Below are 21,972 nucleotides of genomic sequence, written 5' to 3'. Positions count from 1 at the left end.
ATGAAAATAATAGAACTGTGCGCGTTTTTTCTATTCAGTATCCTGTTGGTCGGATGCGCAACGTCCAGACCACCATTAACGGACGATCCTGCTGTCACCTCAGAGGATTACCGACTTGGTGCCGGGGATACTGTCAATATCGTTGTTTACGGGGAACCGGAGATGACGATGAAGTTTATTGTGGATAAGAGTGGCTCAATAAATTTCCCCTATATTGGCGTACTCGCATTGAAAGACAAAACGCCTGAACAGGTGAGTGCGGAATTATCTCAACGTTTACGCAATGGTTATATGGTTAATCCTATGGTGACCGTAAGCATTGCTGAATTCCGTAAATTCTACGTTTCAGGTGAAGTGAAAAGCCCGAATGCATTCGCTTATGAGCCGGGACTTACCGTAGAAAAAGCTATTGCCCAGGCGGGGGGATTTACTGACCGTGCAGACCGCAAAGATATCAACATTCGACTGGCTGGTAGCAATCAGCTCCTTGAGAATGTCGATTTAACGCACTCTGTTCGTCCTGGGGACGTCGTGATTATTGGCATGGGGTTCTTCTAACGATGAAACTATCTATAGTGGAAAACGGCAAGAAAAGAGAGAACTCAGTCGATTTCTCACGCTTTGCCAAAGAACTTAAAAAGAATGCCTGGAAAATCGCACTTGCCGGTATCGTTGCGGGGGCGGTGGCCTATCCATTAATCAGCATGATGTCATCAAAGTATGTTTCGACGGCGACTGTGCTGATTAAGGCCCAGGCTGATAATGTTTCGCCGTTTCCACAGGTTGATGGTTTTGATTCAACGCGCAGTGGCTACTACGAAACCCAATATGCTCTGATGCAGTCACGAATCATTCTGGAGCAGGCTGTGCGCGATCTGAAGTTGGATGAAAATCCGGACTTCAATGGTGAGAAATCGGGTACTGGCGGGGCTGACAGCAGTGAGAGTCGGCAGTTGAGGGGCGAACAGGCGCTGAAGACGTTGTCGAAAGACCTGAAGATCGTCGGTATTCGCACGACTAATCTGGCGTCCATTTCCTATGAATCTACCTCTCCGCAGCTTTCGGCTGAGATAGCCAATGGCGTGGCTCAGGCTTTTATCAACTACACCGTTGAGCAAAAGCGCGAGAAAGCAGAGAAAGCGAAAGAGTTAAATGCTGCAAAGATGGAAGAGGTGCAGAAGTCAATTGCTAAACAAAAAGCGGAGATGGATGACTACCTGAAAAATGCGGGGCTATTAACGTTCCGCGGTATTGATGGTTTTGAAACAGAGCAATTAAGTATTGTAACCAATCGTCTGGCAGATGCGACTCAACGTCGTGTCGCCGCGGAATCTGTTTATAACGAAGTGAATGGTCGCGGAAAGTCTTCCGGGGATATCATTTCTCTGCCCTCTGTTTCTGACCATGCACAGATTCAGGATTTACGTATTGCACTGATTCAGGCACAGCGCGTGCTGTCTGAACAGAGAAAATTGTATGGGCCTAAGCACGCAACCATCTTAAAAGCAGAAGCCGACGTTCAGTCGATTCAAAATCAAACGCAACGGGTACTGGGTGAACTGAAAGCTGGGTTACGTCAGCAATATCTGGCTGCGGTGACAGATGAAAATAACTACCGGCAGCAGTTGGCGCAGCAGAAAGAGATATTCCAAAAAATGGCGTCAAAACGGGATATCTACAACAGCCAAAAACTGTCACTGGATAAAATGGAAGATCTGTATAAAACGCTTTACCAGCGTACTCAGGAGTTGTCGCTTTCCGGCGTAAATGCTGACGCGGTGCTGTATGATCCTGCAGTTCCTCCGCTAAAGCCTGCTAAGCCGAATAAGTCGTTACTGCTGGTGATGATTGTCATGCTGGTGGTCGTTTTCAGCATTATGTATTTCATCGTTAAAGTGGCAATGGATAATTCGATTAGCACCCTTAGCCGGATGAAAAAACGCCTTAATATCGAACCCTTGGGTGAGATCCGTCGTTTCATCGGTATAACGGGACGAGCACAGGTTCGCGACCTGATCCTCAAGAACCCGTTGAACGCCGATATTATTCACGGTATTCGCACGCGGATAATGTTAGATAACCGCGCGTTACAGACGGTCGCGATGGCATCGGCGGAGCATGGTGAAGGGCGCTCTCTGTTAGCTAATCTGCTGGCGAGTTCATTTAGCTTCGATCAGAAAACACTGCTTATTGATGCGGACTTCTTTAATCATGATGGTCTGTCTACTGAGCTTGCTACCCCGGCATCGGCTGGCATGGCGGAACTACTGCGGGGTGAAGCCGTACTGGAAAATACGCGTATTAAGATTAATGAGAATCTTGATTTTATTCCGCACGGCAAGGCCACGATCTCCTCTTTATTGATGCTGTCGTCTGAACGTGTTGAACCCTTAATGCGCGAACTCAAGTCGCAATACCAGCGCATTATTATTGATGTTGCCGCGGTGAATCAGAGCCAGGATATCCAACTGCTTAAACGGGCGGTTGACGGCGTTGTTTTCATCGTGAAAGCCGGGAGTGGTTCAGCGGAGACAATTGCCAGCGCGCTGGATAAGATTGAAGATAATCAGGGCGTTGTGATTGGCGCGGTATTAAATGCGGTCGAGGAAAAGAATCTTGAAACGCAAGAGGGACTGCGTTCACTGAACTTTAATACTGACCAACTGATGACTACGCCAGGTCGTGTATGAGTCTACTGAAGAGTGCTTCCACGATAGCCGGTTCATCAGTCATCTCGCAGTTGATTGGTGCGCTGTCTATCTGGTTGATCTCACACAAGTATGATATGGCTGAGGTTGGGCTTTATGCGCTCAACTACAGCATTGCGGTGGTTGGGGCACAGGTGTGTACCTTTGCCTCACAGCTGTTGATTCCTAAACAGCAGGATGAGGACCTGGCGCAAAATGTGGTGTTTTGTCTGCTGCAAAGTGCGGTAATTGCGCTGCCGTATGCCGCATTAACAGCATGGTTATTTCATCAGAACGTCCTGTTTCTCTATTTGCTGTCGCTTTCAAATGCGTGGGTTTTAATATCAGAGAATTTGTCACTGCGGACGGCAAATTTTTCTTTTCTGATATTTCAGCGAATTTCTGTCTCAGTGGTAGTGGTGCTCTCAGTGCTGCTCACTCATCATGTACAGATGTTCTACTGGTCGTGGGCATGTGCGATGATGCTGCTGACGACGAGCTGCATTTTACATTCGTTTGATATTCGTTCAGTGACTGTTAAGCATCTGCGCCCATCCAGTAACCTGCTATTTTTTAAACAGCATATTCATCACATCACTAAGGTCGGGAGTGCCGAGGTGTTGGCGATGGCAAGCAGCAACTTGCCGATCATGTTAATTAACTTCTGGTTCTCGGCGCTGACAGCGGGCTATTTTTCAGTCGTCAGTCGGTTCTGTCTGGCACCCGTCGTGATCATCGGTAATGCAGTACGCAATACGATTTTCTCAAAGTGGTCTATGGATTTCCGGAATAACACCTTTAATTATCAAGAGTATACTAAAGTAAGGATGCTGCTTTTGGTTCTTGGGGTTGTTTGCACTCTCGGGGTGTTTATTTTCTATCCGATTGTGATGCGGCTTGGTTTTAGCGAAGACTGGATTAACTCTATTGAGACTTCGCGCTACATGTTGCCCTATTTGTTTCCGGCGCTGGCGATCAGCCCTTTGACGGTGATTGAGCTGATATTTGGTTCCCATCGCTATTTTCTCAGGATCCAGCTTGAACAGCTGGCCATTGTGTTGATTGCTTTTGTTGTGACGCCTTATTTTTATCATGACTATGCAGCGTCAGTAATATTATTTTCTTCACTGACCTTTATTCGTTATACGTTCATTTATCTCAAAATGAACAAACGTGCCAATCTCCTGAAAGACAAGCCGGTGATATTATGACATTGAATACCGGATATTATTTACAGGCCTATACCTTTATTACGTTGATACTGTGTGGTCTGGTGCAGTATTTCACTGGTATGCAGTCGGTGCTGTGGATCCCATTTTTTCTGACGCTGCTGATGGTCGGATTAATGGTCATGCAGACACGGGATGCCCCGCTGCAACTGGATGCGCAGGAAACCATAATCCTGGCACTGTATTTCTCTTTTCTGGTGCTGGCCGGGGCCTCAACTCTGCTCCAGGGGGGAGTAACCGTCGCGATTGTCGCGTTTAAAAACGAAATTGCGTTGTCGCTGGTGATGATCTGTTTGCTACTGGGATTTTGCCGGGAATCGCAGATTTATCGGGCCACGCGATATTTGTATTGGGTGTTTTACGTACAAATTCCGGTAATGATATATCAGGTGTTACTGGTGGTTCCTCAGCGCGTTGCTCAGCGTGGTGAAGATGAAAAATGGGACTCCGTAGTGGGTACATTTGGCGGCGACCCAATGGGCGGCGGGAATACAGCAGCAATGGGGTTGTTTTGCCTGTTAATCATGTTGCTAAAACTCTCGGAGTATAAGCACGGGCTGACGACGTTTAAATCTATGGCGCTGCATATTGTGCTCGGGCTAGGGTTATGCATCATTGGTGAAGTGAAGTTTGTCATCCTGCTTTCACCTCTATTCCTGGTATGGGTATGGCTCTCCCCGAGCTATGTTAAAGACGTCAGTAAGATTAACTTCAAGACGTTGATTTTGATCGTAGCGGGTATGCTATTGCTTATCTGCCTGTCGGTTGTGATTCTTGCCTGGTACTATACTTCGGCTTTTGGCGCCGACCCAACGAAAAGCTCATTGAGCATTTTCATCGATTCTCTGAGCTATATTTTTGACCCAAACTACGTCATGTCTACCGGTGAGTTGGGGCGCTTTACGACGTTTCTGTTCTGGCTAAAAAATAACGATCTGTGGGGGCTGTCGGGCACGTTATTTGGCTACGGACTTAATGCGACAAACAGCGGAAGTACAGTCTCCCCTGGGTTTTTGAATATTGTTTATAACTTAATTCTCGATTCCACTTCTCTGAGTATGCTTCTTTGGGAAATTGGTGTCATCGGCACACTGCTTTTTATTAGTCTGTTTATTTATATTCTGAAAGTGTGCCAGCCAAAACCATTGCTGGTGCTTGAGCAACTGGACAAGCAGGATCTCCAGTTGTTGAGCTTCGCGCCAGCGTTCAACGCTTTTGCTATTAGTTGTTTAATCAGCTTACCTTACAGCCAAATACTGATGATAACGCCGATGTTACAGTTCCTTTTTTATTTGTCACTGGGCTCAAGCTTAGTGATTCGTCGAACCGTTCTTCGCAGCGCAGGGGGATGGGATGGACAATAAACCATTTATTTCAGTAAGTATTAAGACTCTCAACGAATCAAAAGGTATTGAGAAAACGATCGATAGTATCCGGCGACAGCTCGTAGGCTACCCACATAAAATTATTGTTGCCGATAGCCTGTCGACCGATAACACCCAGCAACTGGCGGTAAATAAAGGGGTGACGGTGGTGTCATTAACCGATCCTGGCGATCGCTGCTGCGGTGTGGGGCATCAACTGGGTTATCTTTTTAGTGAAGGAGATTACCTGTTGCTGATGGATGGCGATATGGAGCTGGAAGAAGGATTTATCGATCGGGCCATCGCATTTTTACAGGCTGAACCGGAATATGCGGGTGTTGCCGGGACCGTAGAAATGGATGATGCCGTTAACTATGAATTTAAATCCCGTAAGCAACGAATTAATCAAATTTATCCCATTGGGGATTGCGATCATTTAGGTGGCGGTGGGTTGTATCGCCGTTCTGCGATAGAAAAAATAGGCTATCTGACAAACCGGAATTTACATGCTTATGAAGAGGCTGAGTTGGGTCTGCGCATTACTGGCGCAGGTTACAAACTGCGTCGTCTGGATATTCCGTATTTTAGCCATACTTCACATACCATGCCGACGTTTAAGATGCTGATGCATCGGTGGAAAACAAGGTATTACCAGGCGCCAGGCGAGCTGTTGCGCTGTAGCTGGGGGAAACCCTGGTTTATGGGGGCACTAAAAATAGTCAGGAATGAGGCCGTATTTGCCCTCTATCTTATTTTGTTGTTCGCTGCACTGCTCACTCTTAACGGTAAAGTCATGGCGGTTGCACTTCTGCCATTACTGGTATTTACCCTGTTGAAAATAGTGAAAAACCGCTCGCTAAGCGATGGGTTACAAAGCGTAATAAATATGGTTGTTCGTTCAGCGGGGTTGCTCAAAGGGTGTATTTATCCGGTACGCGATCCGCTGACTCCGCCCAACAGTAAAATCATTCATGAATAAACAGGGCAGATGTGATGAAAATTTTATTGGTTAACAAGTTTTTCTTCATTAAGGGTGGGGCGGAAACGGTTTATTTTCAGGAACGAAGCATGCTGAAAAAAGCTGGCGTGCAGGTGATTGATTTTTCCATGCAGCATGAAAAGAATTTCCCTTCTGATTATGCGGATTTTTTCGTCGGTAATGTGGATTATCATAAAGACAGTAGTCTTCTGGGCGGTATCAAAACGGCAGTTAGCTTTATTCATAACGCTGAAGCCTGTAAAAAAATGCTGGCGTTATTACAAAAAGAACGCCCGGATATCGTCCACTTTCATAATATCTACCACCAGTTGACGCCGGCATTGATTAAAGTGGCGCGCAATTTTGGCTGTAAAACGGTGTTGACTGCGCACGACTATAAGATTGTTTGTCCCTCGTATTCAATGTTACGTGAGGGTAAGGTTTGTGATGCCTGCATCACCGGGACAGTTTTTAATGCTTTCAGATATCGCTGCCAGGAAGGCTCTGCCTCGAAGAGTTTACTGCTCTCTTTAGAGGCTACCTGGCAATATATTGCGCAAAACTATCAGGCACTGGATGTGATCGTGTCACCCAGTAAGTTCTTGCGCGGTATTTTGCTGCGTACCCTGCCGAATTCCCGTATTGATGTGATCGTCAATGGCGTTGATGACAGCCAGCCTGTCGGTGAGATAAACGATGAGGGTTACGTGCTGTACTTTGGTCGCTTGAGTCGTGAGAAAGGGGTGGCAACGTTGCTGCAGGCTCATCAAAAAATGCGTAACAAAGCCACACTGAAAATTGTCGGTCACGGTCCGCTGTATGACGAGTTGGTTGCTAAATACCCGGATGTTGAATTTTTAGGTTACGTGCAGCAGGGAGAGGCGCTGGATAATCTAATTAAACGAGCCAGGGTGGTGATCCTCCCTTCTGAATGTTATGAAAACTGCTCGATGGCGGTGTTAGAGGCGATGGCATTTGCGAAGCCGGTGATTGGGTCGCGCATTGGCGGCATTCCAGAACAAATTCGCGATGGTATTGAAGGGATCTTATTTGAGCCGGGCAATGCACAGGAGCTGGCGGGAGCGATGGATACCCTTGTAGAGGATCCTGAGAAAGCTCGGGTGATGGGCTTACATGGCCGTGAACGTCTAAGTGAAAAATATGCTCTCGACAAGCATATGGAGACGCTACAGACGTTATATAAAGAACTTTTAAGCAGGCCATAAGATGAGCAAAAAAATAACGGTGTTTGGTACTCGTGGGATCCCAGATGTATTGGGCGGTGTGGAAACGCATTGCCAGAATCTTTATCCTGCTATTAAACAGCAGTTTGATGTTGATATTTGTGTCATCGCCCGCTCGCCGTATGTGAATTACAAACGGTCTTCCTATAAGAAAGTCGAAACTTATGCATTGTGGGCACCTAAAAAACGCTCGCTGGAAGCGATTGTCCATTCCGTTTTAGCGGCGTTCAGAACCTGCATAGACCGCTCGGATATTGTGCACGTACATGCTATTGGTCCTGGACTAGTTATTCCTTTATTGCGTTTGTTAGGTAAGAGGGTAGTTTTCACCCATCATGGGCCTGACTACGATCGGCAGAAATGGGGATATGTCGCCAAAAAAATATTGCTGCTCGGTGAGCGCTGGGCGGTGAAATATGCCAGCGAGGTGATTGTTATTTCTGAGGTTATTAACCAACTGATCCAGAAAAAACATGGCCGCTATGATGCACATTTGATTTACAACGGCGTCAATGAACCCCGGTTATTATCAGATAACACTCTTCACACCACGCTTTCCCGCTTTGGACTCGAAGCGAAAAACTATTTAGTTGTGGTTGGACGATTCGTTGAAGAAAAAGGGATGCATGATGCTATCTCCGCTTATCAACAAAGCGGTTTGCAACTGCCATTAGTATTAATTGGTGATGCGGATCATCCGACCGAATACAGCATTCGACTCAAGCAGCTTGCTGCCGATATTCCTGGCGTAGTAATGACTGGGTTTTTAAGAGGTGATGAGCTGCAGGCGGTGTTTTCGCAGGCAAAACTGTTCGTGATGCCTTCGTACCATGAAGGATTGCCGATAGCGTTATTGGAAGCTATGTCATTCTCCCTGCCAGCTGTGGTGAGCGATATTCCTGCTAACCTCGAGGTCAAATTGCCTCCAGATGCGTATTTTAAGGTGGGGAATCTGACTAATCTGGCTGAGAAAATGGCTGTGTGGGCAGCAGCTAATAGCGTTGACTATAGTGTATATTTGCAAAATTATAACTGGCACGAAATCGCCAGAAAAACAGTCAATGTCTATCACTCAATCGATAAAGATATAGGTTAATTTTGACCAGTCCTCAAACACGTCCCCCCGCTATCGAGAGATTTTATGCTCAGCTTGATCCGCAGATATCGGAAGAGTTAACTCCGGAACAAAAAGCGGGGGTAGAGAAAGCGGTCCTCGCCATTACCCTGGGCGCAAGGCACAAGGTTGATATCCGCAGAAGTTTCCCTTTTTTCGGTAAACGTTTTTATCTGGTTTTTTTGCTTGGCAGAGATTTACGTCAGCAGCATCGCCAGGAGTCGACGTTGTCGCGAATCTTGCTCACTTTTTTGCTGCTGATTGCCGTGCTGTTTGTCACCAGCTGTATATTGCTGACGCTGTATATGATCAAATCTGCATTGGGTATCGATATTTTCCACAATTTCCACGTTGGTATTTGGGACTGGTGGTTAAGCCTGAAAGACCGCTAGCGTTAACAGACTGCTGAGGGCGTTGCTGCGATGAAGTGTAAATGGGTTTCTGCACTGTTGTGTTTGTTCTTTCCGCTGGCGGCAATGGCTGCATTAACGACCGTAACGCCCCAAGCACTGACCGGCCCTTTGACGAATCCTGGTATTGGGGTTGCCAGTTTTCATCAGGGATATGGCGAAAAGCTGGGCCTGGCTGATTACCCTGATACCGGATTTGAATATGAGCGTTTTTACTGGCGAGAACTGGAGCCCGTCGAAGGTCAGTACAATTTTGCACTTGTTGATGATGCTTTCAAATACGCAGCCGCACATCGGCCAGCGATGAATGTAGGGCTGCGGTTTATGGCGCTTGCAGAGCCGGAAAGTGGTCCGCAAATACCTGACTGGTTGATTGAAAAAGGAGTGAAAGGAACATGGACGCCCGATCATAAAACCTTCGCCCCTGATTTAGATGATCCCCTGTTTATTGAATACAGTCAGCGACTGCTGAATGCCTTTGGTAAGCGTTACGATGGTAATGAGAATCTGGCTTTTGTGGATATTGGCATGGTAGGGGCATGGGGAGAGTGGCATAACAGCAACTTTCCGACGCTGAAACCGCTGCTGGAGAGGTACACGACGGCTCAGTTGGATCGTTACGTCGCCATGCATTTTTCTGCTTTTCCCGTTACCCCGAAAATTATGTTGATGAGTGGCGGTCAAAGCCTGGCGAATGCGGTGGCGCGAGGTGCTGGATGGCGCGCGGACTGCTGGGGCGACCTGCGCGTGTTTTCCGATACCTGGAATCATATGCACGATGATTATCCACAACGATTGCTGGCGGCGCAGACAAGTTTTTCAGGATTTAATGATGCCTGGAAGAAAGCGCCAGTGAGTCTGGAAATGTGTTCATATATGCCGGAATGGAAGAAGACCTACCATTATACGCGGGCTGAAGTGCAGGGGATTTTTGACTGGGCGGTGAAGCAGCACGCCAGTACGATCAACCTGAAATCGAGAGCGGTCCCCAGTGAATATCGGCCGATTGTCGATGATGCGCTGACAAAGCTGGGCTACCGGTTTCGTTTAGCCTCCCTGAGCCACGAGTCAGTATGGCAAAATGGACAAAGCCTGGCACTGACCAGCACCTGGTATAACGATGGTATCGCGCCTATTTATCTTCCTTACACCCTGTCATTTCGCATTATTAATGATGCCAATAAAGTTATTGCACAAGGGAATGTGCCGGAAGATATTCGTCGCTGGTTGCCCGGAAAACATCTGCTGAATTATCAGTTGCCAATGCCAGGTGCGTTGCCGGAAGGGATGTACCATCTTGAGGTTGCTATTGTGGACAAGTCTGGCATGGCCAGAATTAGCTTTGCCAATGAAGGAAAACAGAGCAGCGGTTGGTATCGAGTGTCGTCGATTACCGCACGTTAGCCTGCAGCCGCAATGCGCCCAATAGTAAGGCGCATTGCGGGTTAAATATTACTCGTGATATCCGTTAGGATTGTTTTTTTGCCAGTTCCACGTATCACGCATCATTTCATCAAGTCCGTAGATGGCCTGCCAGCCTAGCTCTGCTCGTGCTAACGACGGGTCCGACCAACATTCGGCGATATCACCGGGTCTTCTCGCTACAATCTTATAATTGATTTTTGTTTGCGCCGCTTTTTCGAAGGCTTCAATGAGATCAATGACGGAATAACCGACTCCGGTACCCAGATTGATAACTTTGAATGACTCGCCTTTATCCTGGCAATCCAGTGCCGCTAAATGACCTGTTGCCAGATCCATAACATGGATGTAATCACGCACGCCTGTTCCGTCAGGGGTCGGATAGTCATTACCGAATACAGACACGGTTTCAAGTTTGCCAATCGCAACCTGTGAAATGTAGGGTACCAGGTTGTTAGGTATCCCATTAGGATCTTCACCAATCCGGCCTGAAGGATGAGCTCCCACGGGGTTAAAATAGCGTAGGCAGGTGATGCGAAACTCGGGTTGTGCGCGCGAAAAATCCGTCAGAATTTGTTCGACCATAAATTTGGATGTGCCATACGGATTAGTTGTACCGCCTGTACGTGACTTTTCACTTAGTGGCACGTTTTCCGGTTCGCCATATACCGTTGCGGAAGAACTGAATATAAAGTTCTTAACTCCTGCGGTTAACATCTCAGAAAGCAAAACCAGCGTTCCTGTGACATTGTTTTCATAGTAGGCGAGAGGTTCTTTTATTGACTCTGAAACCGATTTTAGTCCCGCAAAATGAATAACGTCGGTGATGCTATGACGGGAAAAAATTGTTTTCAAAGTATCCCGATCCAGGATGTCAGCAATGTAAACGACGGGTTCTTTTCCGGTGAGTTCTGCGACTCTGTTCAGTGATGTTTGAGAGGCATTCGAGAGATTATCGATGACGATGACGTCATCTCCTCTCTCCAGAAGGGTTAGCACGGTATGTGAACCAATATAACCAGCGCCACCTGTGACTAGAATTGCCATACAGTCTCCAGATAAATTTTATGCAAACGACCATTGATTTACCAATGCCACTGCCATAAATAAAACGCTATTGGTGGCGTCTGGTAAGGTAAAAATTCCTGTATTTCACCATGCACTTATATGATATTTTTTTAAGTATGGCTAAAAAGCTAAACCGGTTTATCTTGGTATCATAAACAATATAGTTGCCAGTGAAATTTAATGTATGTACCCCTTCGCTTTGGTTGATGCTGGCGTTTATTTGTACAACCAGACTCTCATCAAATGTGGCAGCGTCAAGAGTGTTTAACTCTTTGATATAGACTGACTTTCCATAAGTCTCTGGCGTACACTCCTGGGTAAGGATGTACATTTTATTATTTATACAGTGTGGCGAACCCGCTCCCCGATGGTGTTGATTACATACGTGTAATGCTGGCGTTATTTTCTGCCATGGCCCATTTACCGCCGCGGCTGTATGAATCGTTAACTCATCATCCATCGTGGTGGATAAAAGATAGAGATTCCCATTGTGCGAACAAAGAACATTATCTGTTAATGCGATGTCAGACAGTAATACTTTTACTTGCTGCCAGCGTACGGGGAAATCTATGGACTGGAATAAGATAACTTCTTTTCTTTCGGAGGACTCAGGGATCATGAAGAGTTGATCATGACTGTAAAATAAAAAAGGGAATGATAAATGGCACTTTAGGTTATCAAAACCTTCGAGTTTTACATCATCAAGCTCAACCAAATTAGCATCAAGTATGCGACATCGTAATATTCCTTTAGAATTACGAAAACTTAATGCTTCATAAAAAACATATACTTTATTGTCCCTTTCAATAATGAAAGGATCGGCCTGGAAGGTATATTTTTTTTTGAGTTGTTGTCCCTTGGTGTTAGTAAGGATGTCCAGCGTATTGGTGGGGAATGTATGAGGGCCGTCATTTTTAATGATCACAGTGTCCCACGACTCATGAAAGAATAACATATTAATAAGTCTGTTATTTTTCGTTCGCATTCGCAACTGCTCCTTTTTATCGCTTAATTTGCTGCTGGTTCCAATACGGCTACACTCATCGCCAGTGTAAAAGCTAGTAGCAACAGTGATTTTTGTCCACTAGCAGAGATAGTGGGGGGGAGGTATGACGTTGCCAGAGCATCCCTGCTCCAGTTGAGGATTTATTCGAAATGTACCTGCGGATTATCTGCCAGCGAAACAAAGGCTTTGCTGTTTTTATCCAGAGTACGGATTTCGCCGCTTTCAATGTCGTACACCCAGCCGTGCAGACGCAGTGCATTATTACGTAGCCCAACAGCAACTGAAGGATGCGTTTTAATATTGTTCAACTGAGCGATAACGTTCTCTTCTACCATCGCGTTAACTTTATCGGTTTCGTTATCCCAGGTTTTTTTATCGACCACCGCTTTAGCGGCATCGGCATAGTGCAGCCAGTGGGCGACCGCAGGCATCGGATCCAGGCACTGACTTTCGGCAATGGCTTTCATCGCGCCGCAATTGGAGTGGCCACAGATAACGATATCCGTCACGCCTAATGCGACAACCGCGTATTCGATAGTCGCAGATACCCCACCTGGCTCCGGGCCAAAGGAAGGCACGATATTACCGGCGTTGCGGATAACAAAAAGCTGCCCTGGCTCTTGCTGTGTGACGAGTTCTGGTACCAGGCGACTGTCTGAGCAGGAGATGAAAAGCGCTTTAGGATTCTGGCTGGATGCCAGGCTGCGGAAGAGTTCCTTACGTTGAGGGAAAATCTCTTTTTGGAAGTTGAGGAAGCCCTCAATGATATGTTGCATAGCAGTGTCTCTTTTCTCTGTTTAAGCAGGTTATGATGAAGATCACACTTTCCAGTTTAACACCAGCAGACAGAAGAGAAAGACTTTATAGCCGTTAAACCAATATCTTTGGGTAATAAATGGCAGGTATTTACCTTGTAAGGCCAATGGTTGCCCCATCGCTGCAGGGCAACATAATATCGATAGCGGACAGCGAAAAAGTACGCTGATAAGCTCAAGATTAGCTTGCGTAGCGCCTTTGGTAAGCCGCTTTTAGCCTGTTCATCGCTTCCACCAGAACGGCGCGTGGACAGCCAACGTTTAATCGCATGTGTCCCTCTCCGCCTGGGCCATACTGTGCGCCAGGAGAAAGACCCAGTCGGGCTTCATGAACAAAAAATGAAGCGAGCTGCTTATCGCTGAGTTCCATTTTTTCAGCATTAAGAAAAAGCAGATAGGATGCACCACCATAGGTAACTGATATTAAAGGACAGTTTTTCTCTATTTCGCTTTTTACAAACGCGACGTTATCAGACAGATAAGTTAATAAATTTTGGTGCCAGTTAGCGCAGTGAGTATAGGCGCTATAAATGGCTGCCTGCTGTAATGAATTTGTCTCTGCAAGATAACAATTATCGAGAAAACCATAAAACTGACTGCGCAGCTCATCATTTTTAATAATTGCTATCCCGCCCTGGATTGCCGCGGTATTGAAGGTCTTGCTGATCGAAGTCAATACGATTGATTTAGCGTTGAGACCTTCATCAATGGTAAAAAACGGGTAATGTTGCTTACCCGGTAAGGTTAAATCACCGTGGACTTCATCCGATACAACGATAACGCCAGCCTCCTGGCAATAGAGGCTAATTTTCTCAAGCGTTTCCCGGCTCCATATCATCCCGCCGGGATTATGTGGTGAAGGAAAAAGAAACATTTTGCACTGTTTTAGCTTCTCACGGAAATCATGCCAGTCAAATTTATAGCCCCCATTCATCTCGACCAGGCGTGTCTGGATCAGGTTTCTGCCGCTGGTCTTTACAAGATTTGGATAAGGGTCATATATTGGGGTACAGGTCAATATATTATCGCCCAAACGGGTGAGCGCCATCAGAGATAACACAATCGTTTTAATGACCCCTGGGACAAAATGCACCCAGTGCTGTTTGATGTCGGTGTCATACTGTTTCGCATACCAGTGGATAACCGCTTCCTTCCAGTGCGGATAATCCAGGTTATATCCCTGAACGGGTTGTTCAACCACAGCATGTAGCGTATTCATAATCGGCTCTGGAGTGACAAAATCCATATCTGCAATCCATAGCGGCAATACATCATGAGTGCCAAACATCTGTTGTAATTGCCCGTATTTACGGCAACTATCATCCCTTATGACAATATCGTCAAACAAAGACATTGTTAACTCCTGGTCAGTCTCTATAAATTATTATTTAAACAATGAAATATAAATGCAGAATATTTATATGCATATAATCTGCATGTCAGCTAAATATCGAATAGTTAACCCTGGTGAATATCGATATTGATTTTTTAATTAGCCGGTGATTTTTGCTCGGCCATATTCTCAGCGACATTGTCTGGCTCGTATTTAGCAATGCCGATACCTGTCGCCGCCCACAGTAGTGCGAAGATGACGCCGCTGTAGCATAAGATTGCCCACGGCAAATAATCGAGGGTGGCGACTCCGAGCATAGTTGCACAATAAACGCCGGAAGCAGACCACGGAATAATAGGTTCGACGACCGTCCCGGCATCCTCGGTGGTTCGCGAAAGATTCTTTGCGGCAAGTCCCCGTTTTTTATACTCGTCTTTAAATGCATCGCCACATAACAGCAGCGGTAAGGTACCATTTGCCGTGCAGGCACAGATGGTGAATGTCGTAACAATAGTGGTGGCAACCAGACGGAATGTGGATTTAACGCCTTTTGTCAGTGCGTTAATCACGGTATGCAGAGAACCTGTTGCGCTCATGGCACCGGCAAAACTAAAGGCGCTGAAAACAGTCACAAAGCTACTAAACATAGAAATTGCGCCACCTCTCTCCAGCAAGCGAGAGACATCAGATGATAGTGCCGGAAGGGCATCTCCTGTGATCATAGCGAGCTTAAAGCCGCTGACTACGGATTCACCGACAGAGGATGCCGTGAATGCCTGAAAGACTAATGCCAGAATCATCGAGACTAAGGTCGACAGAAATAACATGGGAATAGGTGGTTTCTTTGATAATGAACCGTATAAAACAATAATCGGCGGTAGCAGCAACAGAATATTAAAGTGATAAATCTGGCCGATAGAGCTCATTAAATTAGTGATATTTTCTGGAGCACTGCTGGTCGCATCAATACCCATCCCCATATAACTGTAAACGACACAGCAGATAATAAATCCAGGTCCTGTGGTCCATAGCAGATGGCCGATATGTGAGTACAGGTTTACACCGGCAGCCAGTGCCGCCATATTGGTTGAATCAGAGACCGGCGAGAGTTTATCGCCGAACCAGCACCCCGAAACAATGGCTCCGGCAGCAACCGGGAGTGAAACATTGAGGCCGATCGCCACGCCAATCATGGCAATCCCTACGGTACCGATAGATCCCCAGGACGTACCGGTGCAGACAGAGATCAGTGCTCCCAGCATAAAAGCGGAAATATAGAAATATTGCGGATTAATCCACTTCAGACCGTAATAGATCATCATGGGGATAGTTCCTGACACCATCCATGAGCCAATTAAAAAACCAATACTGGCGACAATCAATATTACAGGTAGCGCTTCCGATATTTTATTACAAATGGATTTTAGAATGTCATCCCAGGTGTAGCCATGAGCGATAGCAATAAATGAGGCGGTCGCTGTCCCCATCAGGATCATAGGTTCTGCGCGAATACCAAATATAAAATACCCGATACTAATTCCGCTCAGCATTACCACCATTGGTAATACTGACCATAAGAAAGATAATGGTTTTCTGTTGTGTGAGGTACAGCTATTCTGTTGCATAATTCCATCCCAATCGTTAATGGCTGAACGAATCAAATAAATACCTGCTACAGGTCATTCAATTATTGAGTGACATAGTGGCTAGTGTTTCCGGAAAAACGCTATTTTTATTAACTGTATCGGGTTCTCTAATTTGATCGTGACTCTGCTGTTCATATCCCGGTAGTAATATAAGCGGCGTTTTTGCTAATAAATTATCCCTCCACATAGGGTTGATGATTTCGCCGTTGTTGGCTGAGTTTACGGTACTGTTGCGGCGGCATACCGACATATTTATGAAATGAGCTGTAAAAACGACTGCTGGAGCGAAAACCCGCAAGCATGGCAATATCGAGTATTGTCTTATCAGTATCACTGAGTAACGCTCGCACGTGGTTGATGCGCATCGCGGTAATATACTGTTTCATGGTTAGTTGCATCACCCGATGAAATATACCCATCGCGTAGTTTGGATTGAGTTTAACGTGCTCGGCTATGGCATCGACTGTGAGCAGTTTGTCACAGTTGGCGGCGATAAATTCAAGCATCTGGCTGACGTAAAACTGTGAATGCCGCGAAATACTGTTCTTCTGGGTTCGTGATGTTTTATGACCCAGTACAGGCTTCCAGCCTGAAAGACTAAAGCGCTTGAGCATTAGGGCAATTTCATCAATGGCCAACTGGCGAATCTGCTCGTTATCGCTGTTGAGTTCGTTCTGCCAGCGCTGAACTTCAAAAGCGCTGAGTTGCTGTGAGGCTAACGAGGTAATAACCATCCCGTGTGTCACATGGTTAATCAGTTCACGATCCAGAGGCCAGGATAAAAACAGATGCATGGGTAAATTGAAGATTGCCATTTGCTTACAGTGCCCGGCATCTGTGAGTTGATGAGGCGTACAGGCCCAGAATAGCGTGATATAACCCTGTTTGCTGCGTACCACTTCGTCATTAAACAGGTATTCCACATCGCCATCAAATGGCACATTGACCTCAACCTGACCATGCCAGTGGCTGTAGGTCATCGCCAGCGGTGCCCGCAACTCGACATCCATCCGCTGATACTCTGAATAGAGAGCCAGTGGGCTGCGAGTCTTTTTTTCATAACTGCGGCACATGTGAGGGTCATGTGGCAGCTGCGGGATACTTTTTGCCATTATAGGTTGCGTTCCTGGATTGTGAGACTGACCGAGTAGTAGCGCCAAAGCATGAACATAGCTTAACTGAAAAAAAACACCGTTTTCTCTCCGTTTTCGCGAAGTTATTCCCAAAAACTCAGATCCTCAGTCTGTTACTCGAAGATCTGAGTTATCGGGAATCGCAGAATTTAACCTGGCAATACGTTGCCAATATTGCAAATGATCTGGCGCGGGGAAAGCCACTCCCTCCTGTACCTCTATGTTGAATCTGCTTCCATATTATCCCGGGTATTAATGATGTGTTTGATTAACATTCAATAGCAGTCTGAAGACAAAAGGCCACGATGTGTGATGAGATATGTTTTTTATTTGGCGCAATAATTGTTATGTCGCTGAAAATATAATTGTCAGAATCACCTGAATTATCAGGAAGTTGTTTTTCCTGCTTTGTCCAGCCGATGTCTAATAGTTCTGATAGGGATCACAACCGCCAGTCAAACCGGTTGGATTGTGCAAGTGTCATCTCCATTATGTGCATTTTCTTAACAAGGATTACGTTTTATGAACAGTCGGCCTCTCCTCGCCTTAACTTTCATTGGCCTGTTATGGGGCGTGGGAACATCACAAGGACAGGCAAAAGAGTGGGAAAAGGAGCCTGTAGCGGTATTACAGCAGGGTGCCGGGGAGGGGGATGTAGATGCGCAGTACTGTCTTGGAATACGGTATTTCGAAGGTCAGGGGGTTGCCCTAGATGATAAGCAAGCCGTTGAGTGGCTTACCCGCGCAGCTGAGCAAGGGAACTTCGATGCGCGCTATTTTCTTGCCTTAGTCTATTTTGATGGCGAAGGGAGGCGCTGGTATGACGAAACGGTTATCGACTGGTTTAACAAACAGGCCGAACAAGGAAATAAGAAGGCGGTTGAGTGGCTAAGTATTGCTGCCGAACGGGGAAACTATCATGCGATAGAGTGGTTACACCGGGCTGTTGAGAAAGGGAATCCTGACGCGCAGCATTTTCTTGAAAGTAAGAAGTCACTGTTAGATGGCTACTACACCGTTCAGTCATTGAGCAAAGCGGCTGAGCAAGGGGATGTCAGGGCGCAGGGCCTGCTCGGTCGAAAATACCTGGAAGGTGATGGCGTTGGTATGGATAACAACAAAGCTTTCGCATTGTTTAATCAGGCTGCCAGCCACGGAGATACTCTGGCTCAGAGCATGCTGGGGGCCATGTATTACCTTGGTGAAGGTGTCGGTGTGGCGCAGGATCACAAGAAAGCGTTTGAGTTATTTAATCAAGCAGCTCCCCACGGTGATGTGCTGGCTCAGGGTATGCTCGGCATGATGTATTCAAAGGGTGAGGGAACGGCACAGGACGATAAGAAAGCCGTCGAGTGGTATGAACAGGCCGCCGCACAGGGAGATGCTGGCTCTTACAAGGAGCTTGGGTTGATGTACTTAGAAGGTAAAGGTGTTGCCCAGGATGACAAGAAAGCTGTTGAACAATTTGATCAGGCAGCCAGAAAGGGCAACGCGGAAGCGCAGGGAATGCTGGGAAGGATGTACCTCGAGGGGAAAGGCGTCGATAAAGACTATGCGCAAGCCTATATCTGGAATGCTGTGGCCGTAGCTAACGGGAACTTTGATGCGCTGACCGGGCTTGATATTACCCGGGAGAACCTGACTCCAACAGCTCTAAAGGAAGCGGACTCGAAGGCGAGGAAATATTTCGAGCAGTATCGATATCAGCCGAAAATGTAGCCCAGTCTGGATTAACAAAAGCCCGTAGAGCACGGGCTTTTATAAAGAGTTTGGATCGCGGATTCACAAACCGTAGAGCTTAACTCTCCTATAGCGTGGCGATAATTTCTCAAGAACGGAAATGCGATCGACGGGACGGGCAATGAAGCCAGAACTGCCGATGTAATGACTGATTAAGGCCGTATTATGGCAATCGGTCAAATTCACATAGGCGTAAATAAACAGGGTATTGATGCGACGAGAAAAGTTGTGTGTCCTGGGTTTATTATTCATTTTTATTATGTTTATTGGCTGATTAATGATGCCTATAAATATATTTCTGTTGTGTTTTTTTGTTTCATATATGAAGGTGAGTTTATTTAAATGTAAAGTAAAATATTTTAGAGAAAAAATCAGGAGGTTATAATGAAATGAATGTTAAATGCAGTGATAATTTTACCCTAATCAGGTTGGTTCTGGCTGTTGGTGTACTACTTGTACATAATGGAGGTATTACAAATTCAGATGTGTTAAAGCCGATCCTGTCTTACCTTAGTGGTGATGTGATTGTTGAATGCTTCTTTGTGATAAGCGGCTATCTGATAGTAAAAAGCTACATGAGGAATCAGCGTGGTTTTTTCTACAGGCGTGCTCTAAGATTACTTCCTGCATATTACTTTTGTCTTTCTTTTATTGTTTTTTGTGCCTGTGTAGTTGCGATGTATAGTGTCGGAGAACATTTTTTTAACCTTGATTTATTAAAATATATTTTGGCAAATGCAGTATTTATGAACTTTCTGCATCCGGCTTTGCCCGGTATATTTGTCGATAATCCATTAACTGCTGTCAATGGTTCATTGTGGACGCTTAAAACGGAAATCATCCTGTACTTATCTGTGCCGATCTTTTTTTATATATACGTGCGGAATAAGATGCTCGCTTTTACTTTGGTCTGTTTGGTTTCTGTCCCGTGGCTGTTTTACTTCCGGTGTATCAGTGATTCACCTAATGCCAGGATGATGTCGTTACAGTTTGTCGGTATGGCGGCATATTTTTTCGGCGGTGCATTGTTTGCTATTGTTAAAAATTTTATAAAACTCATCCCACCAATTGCAGTTGTTTCTGCTGTTTGTTATATGCTGGCGGAAGGGAAAGAGTTGAGGTTTTTGAGTGAATATTTTCTTGTTGTATCCTCTGTGCTTTTTTGTTGTTTGAATATCCCTTTGGGATTCAATTTTGAAAAAATAGGGGATTTTTCATATGGTATCTATCTGTATAACTTCCCTGTAATCCAGCTCCTTTATTCTTTAGGGTTATATAACACGCATCCATATTTATCATTCGGGTTGTCATTGATACTGACTTTTTTTGTGGCAAGTGGATCGTGGTATTTAGTAGAAAGGCGGTTTTTGCAGTTAAAGTCAAGGGTCAGATAATATGAAATATAGATTAGCAGTCGCTCATTAAAAACGAACGACTGGTTTATAAACCTGGCGTCAACGTATAAACCCGTCTTTTGATGAGTTAAGAAGAACAGGGGTATTTTTCAACCAATGCCTCAGCAACTATCATTGCTGGGGGATTATTTCTTTCTTCTGGTTTGTTTTTAAGCCAGTTGCCTACGGTATCGAAAACCTGGTTTATATCGAATGTATCCGAAATACAAATCTCTTTCTCAGCCGTCAGAACTGTTGCTATTCCTCTTACATATCCTGAAAATGCGGCTGGAGCGGATTGTTGGTAAATAGTGTTATGATCCTTTTTATAAAGCTGATAACCCTCGAGAAGATAACTGCTATTAAATTTGTCAGGAATTTCAGCGTGAGACACTAATGGTATAAATAAATTGAATGCCAGAATAAGCCTGGTGACAGTGTTCATGTGGTTACTTTTCTTAAAAAATGACACTCATCTCAGCACGATGCAGTGAAACGGTTAGGAATTAATCAATTCATTTTAAAGTAACATGCCGATTAATTGCGAGTCCAGAAAAGAATGAATCTTATTTTGGATTTTTGGTTGTTGAAATTTAAAATATCGCTCCGGGTCTCTTCTCGCGTTCCGTAGATCATTTTATGTATCCGTTCACGCTTCAGTAACAAGAATAAGTTTTTCGCAATTGTGTTGTCGTAACAGCTAAAACGGCGACTGATGTAGCCTTCCAGCCTATGTGATTTCAGGTGCAAGTTGGAAAGTATTGGTTTTGGTTTCAAACGAACAGCGGAGTTGTTCTTGCTGATCAATTTGTTTCGCCAGAAAAGTGCTGGACTCTGCCCGAAAGCCCCGCGCATCGCCATCGTAGAAAACGTGATTCGTTTCCCCGAATCAGGCAGATTCGATTTCTTTTACGGAGAGTGATTTGTCTGTCCATTGCCGGGTTTCCGTAGTTTTAGGCCCCTCAAAAACAATAGAGCTTTTCGTTGGGCCTATCAATGGGCCTAAAAGGTTCGGATTTAATTAGTTGGCATCAGACTTCGCGGGACAAATTCAAGGCACAAAAAAGCCCGCAGGACTTGCGCCGTGCGGGCTCTTAGGACTTCATCGGATGACTCTGGTAATCACTGATGGAGAATTTTGGTGCTGGGGTCCCTGTAATCCACTCTTTAATTATTTGATTATTATATATATTAATGATTTGTATTTTACATTGAGGTGCAATAAAGGGATAAAAAAAGTATTGTGGCTAAAAATCAGTCACATTTTGAATGTCATGACTAGCGGTGAGGAGTTGAACTCATGAGTTCAACTTCCGAAGGGGATTGAATGACTGTCAATTTAAAATAGTCAACTAAAAAAGCACTTTTTGCTAAAAAAGTTGTTGATC

Annotated in this window: 19 protein-coding genes and 1 pseudogene; 12 read left to right on the top strand and 8 right to left on the bottom strand. The window is 45.4% G+C overall.

Annotated elements, in window-relative coordinates:
* Genes AACS05_RS18040 through AACS05_RS18000 form a run of 9 tightly spaced genes read left to right on the top strand, consistent with a single transcriptional unit; the run spans position 1 to position 10,431 of the window.
* On the top strand, positions 1 to 558 hold the full coding sequence (locus AACS05_RS18040) for a polysaccharide biosynthesis/export family protein (RefSeq protein ID WP_045446495.1): 558 nt from the start codon (positions 1 to 3) through the stop codon (positions 556 to 558).
* 2 nt (positions 559 to 560) lie between these two features.
* Positions 561 to 2,690, top strand: coding sequence for a GumC family protein (locus tag AACS05_RS18035; protein ID WP_045446492.1), 2,130 nt, complete (start codon positions 561 to 563; stop codon positions 2,688 to 2,690).
* Positions 2,687 to 3,898: a lipopolysaccharide biosynthesis protein gene (locus tag AACS05_RS18030; protein ID WP_045446489.1), complete on the top strand. Its 1,212-nt coding sequence runs from the start codon at positions 2,687 to 2,689 to the stop codon at positions 3,896 to 3,898. Before AACS05_RS18035 ends, AACS05_RS18030 begins: the two co-directional genes overlap by 4 nt.
* Positions 3,895 to 5,280, top strand: a complete 1,386-nt coding sequence (locus AACS05_RS18025; protein WP_045446486.1) for a hypothetical protein — start codon at positions 3,895 to 3,897, stop codon at positions 5,278 to 5,280. The genes AACS05_RS18030 and AACS05_RS18025 overlap by 4 nt, the downstream gene beginning before the upstream one ends.
* A complete protein-coding gene (locus tag AACS05_RS18020) occupies positions 5,270 to 6,259 on the top strand; it encodes a glycosyltransferase (RefSeq protein ID WP_045446483.1) in 990 nt (329 codons plus the stop codon). The genes AACS05_RS18025 and AACS05_RS18020 overlap by 11 nt, the downstream gene beginning before the upstream one ends.
* A gap of 14 nt (positions 6,260 to 6,273) precedes the next feature.
* Positions 6,274 to 7,485 carry a glycosyltransferase family 4 protein gene (locus AACS05_RS18015; protein ID WP_045446480.1) on the top strand — a complete coding sequence of 404 codons (1,212 nt, stop codon included), beginning with the start codon at positions 6,274 to 6,276 and terminating at the stop codon, positions 7,483 to 7,485.
* Position 7,486: 1 nt separating this feature from the next.
* On the top strand, positions 7,487 to 8,599 hold the full coding sequence (locus AACS05_RS18010; protein WP_045446477.1) for a glycosyltransferase family 4 protein: 1,113 nt from the start codon (positions 7,487 to 7,489) through the stop codon (positions 8,597 to 8,599).
* A 2-nt stretch (positions 8,600 to 8,601) separates the two neighbouring features.
* On the top strand, positions 8,602 to 9,009 hold the full coding sequence (locus tag AACS05_RS18005; RefSeq protein WP_045446474.1) for a hypothetical protein: 408 nt from the start codon (positions 8,602 to 8,604) through the stop codon (positions 9,007 to 9,009).
* A 30-nt stretch (positions 9,010 to 9,039) separates the two neighbouring features.
* A complete protein-coding gene (locus AACS05_RS18000) occupies positions 9,040 to 10,431 on the top strand; it encodes a DUF4832 domain-containing protein (RefSeq protein WP_045446471.1) in 1,392 nt (463 codons plus the stop codon).
* Positions 10,432 to 10,479: 48 nt separating this feature from the next.
* Here AACS05_RS18000 and galE read toward each other — a convergent pair whose 3' ends face one another.
* From galE to melR, 6 genes are all read right to left on the bottom strand, one after another.
* Positions 10,480 to 11,496 (bottom strand): UDP-glucose 4-epimerase GalE, encoded by a 1,017-nt coding sequence (gene galE, locus AACS05_RS17995; protein ID WP_045446468.1) that lies wholly within the window; start codon positions 11,494 to 11,496, stop codon positions 10,480 to 10,482.
* A gap of 67 nt (positions 11,497 to 11,563) precedes the next feature.
* On the bottom strand, positions 11,564 to 12,502 hold the full coding sequence (locus tag AACS05_RS17990) for a glucosamine inositolphosphorylceramide transferase family protein (RefSeq protein WP_045446465.1): 939 nt from the start codon (positions 12,500 to 12,502) through the stop codon (positions 11,564 to 11,566).
* A gap of 161 nt (positions 12,503 to 12,663) precedes the next feature.
* Positions 12,664 to 13,299, bottom strand: coding sequence for a carbonic anhydrase (locus tag AACS05_RS17985; RefSeq protein ID WP_045446462.1), 636 nt, complete (start codon positions 13,297 to 13,299; stop codon positions 12,664 to 12,666).
* Positions 13,300 to 13,519: 220 nt separating this feature from the next.
* Positions 13,520 to 14,692: a MalY/PatB family protein gene (locus AACS05_RS17980; RefSeq protein WP_045446459.1), complete on the bottom strand. Its 1,173-nt coding sequence runs from the start codon at positions 14,690 to 14,692 to the stop codon at positions 13,520 to 13,522.
* A 134-nt stretch (positions 14,693 to 14,826) separates the two neighbouring features.
* Positions 14,827 to 16,296, bottom strand: coding sequence for a Na+/H+ antiporter NhaC (gene nhaC / locus AACS05_RS17975; RefSeq protein ID WP_045449761.1), 1,470 nt, complete (start codon positions 16,294 to 16,296; stop codon positions 14,827 to 14,829).
* A 194-nt stretch (positions 16,297 to 16,490) separates the two neighbouring features.
* Positions 16,491 to 17,429 (bottom strand): transcriptional regulator MelR, encoded by a 939-nt coding sequence (gene melR / locus AACS05_RS17970; RefSeq protein ID WP_045446456.1) that lies wholly within the window; start codon positions 17,427 to 17,429, stop codon positions 16,491 to 16,493.
* A 543-nt stretch (positions 17,430 to 17,972) separates the two neighbouring features.
* Here melR and AACS05_RS17965 point away from each other — a divergent pair.
* On the top strand, positions 17,973 to 19,169 hold the full coding sequence (locus AACS05_RS17965; RefSeq protein WP_052369293.1) for an SEL1-like repeat protein: 1,197 nt from the start codon (positions 17,973 to 17,975) through the stop codon (positions 19,167 to 19,169).
* Positions 19,170 to 19,579: 410 nt separating this feature from the next.
* Positions 19,580 to 20,584 (top strand): acyltransferase family protein, encoded by a 1,005-nt coding sequence (locus AACS05_RS17960; protein WP_045446453.1) that lies wholly within the window; start codon positions 19,580 to 19,582, stop codon positions 20,582 to 20,584.
* A gap of 88 nt (positions 20,585 to 20,672) precedes the next feature.
* On the opposite strand, the gene AACS05_RS17955 is transcribed toward AACS05_RS17960, so the two are convergent.
* Positions 20,673 to 21,029: a Rap1a/Tai family immunity protein gene (locus AACS05_RS17955; RefSeq protein WP_045446450.1), complete on the bottom strand. Its 357-nt coding sequence runs from the start codon at positions 21,027 to 21,029 to the stop codon at positions 20,673 to 20,675.
* Between the two features lie 143 nt (positions 21,030 to 21,172).
* Positions 21,173 to 21,328 (bottom strand): annotated as a pseudogene (locus AACS05_RS17950) (IS3 family transposase); the annotation flags it as partial.
* Between the two features lie 7 nt (positions 21,329 to 21,335).
* Between AACS05_RS17950 and AACS05_RS25020 the strand changes: the two are divergent.
* The gene (locus AACS05_RS25020) at positions 21,336 to 21,506 is read left to right on the top strand and encodes a hypothetical protein (protein ID WP_190284567.1); all 171 of its coding nucleotides are present in this window, start codon (positions 21,336 to 21,338) and stop codon (positions 21,504 to 21,506) included.
* The last annotated feature ends 466 nt before the right edge of the window (positions 21,507 to 21,972 follow it).

This window comes from Citrobacter sp. S-77 (assembly GCF_963864895.1).
GTDB classification, from domain to species: Bacteria; Pseudomonadota; Gammaproteobacteria; order Enterobacterales; family Enterobacteriaceae; genus Citrobacter; species Citrobacter murliniae.
This window is presented reverse-complemented; position numbering and strand designations above follow the sequence as displayed.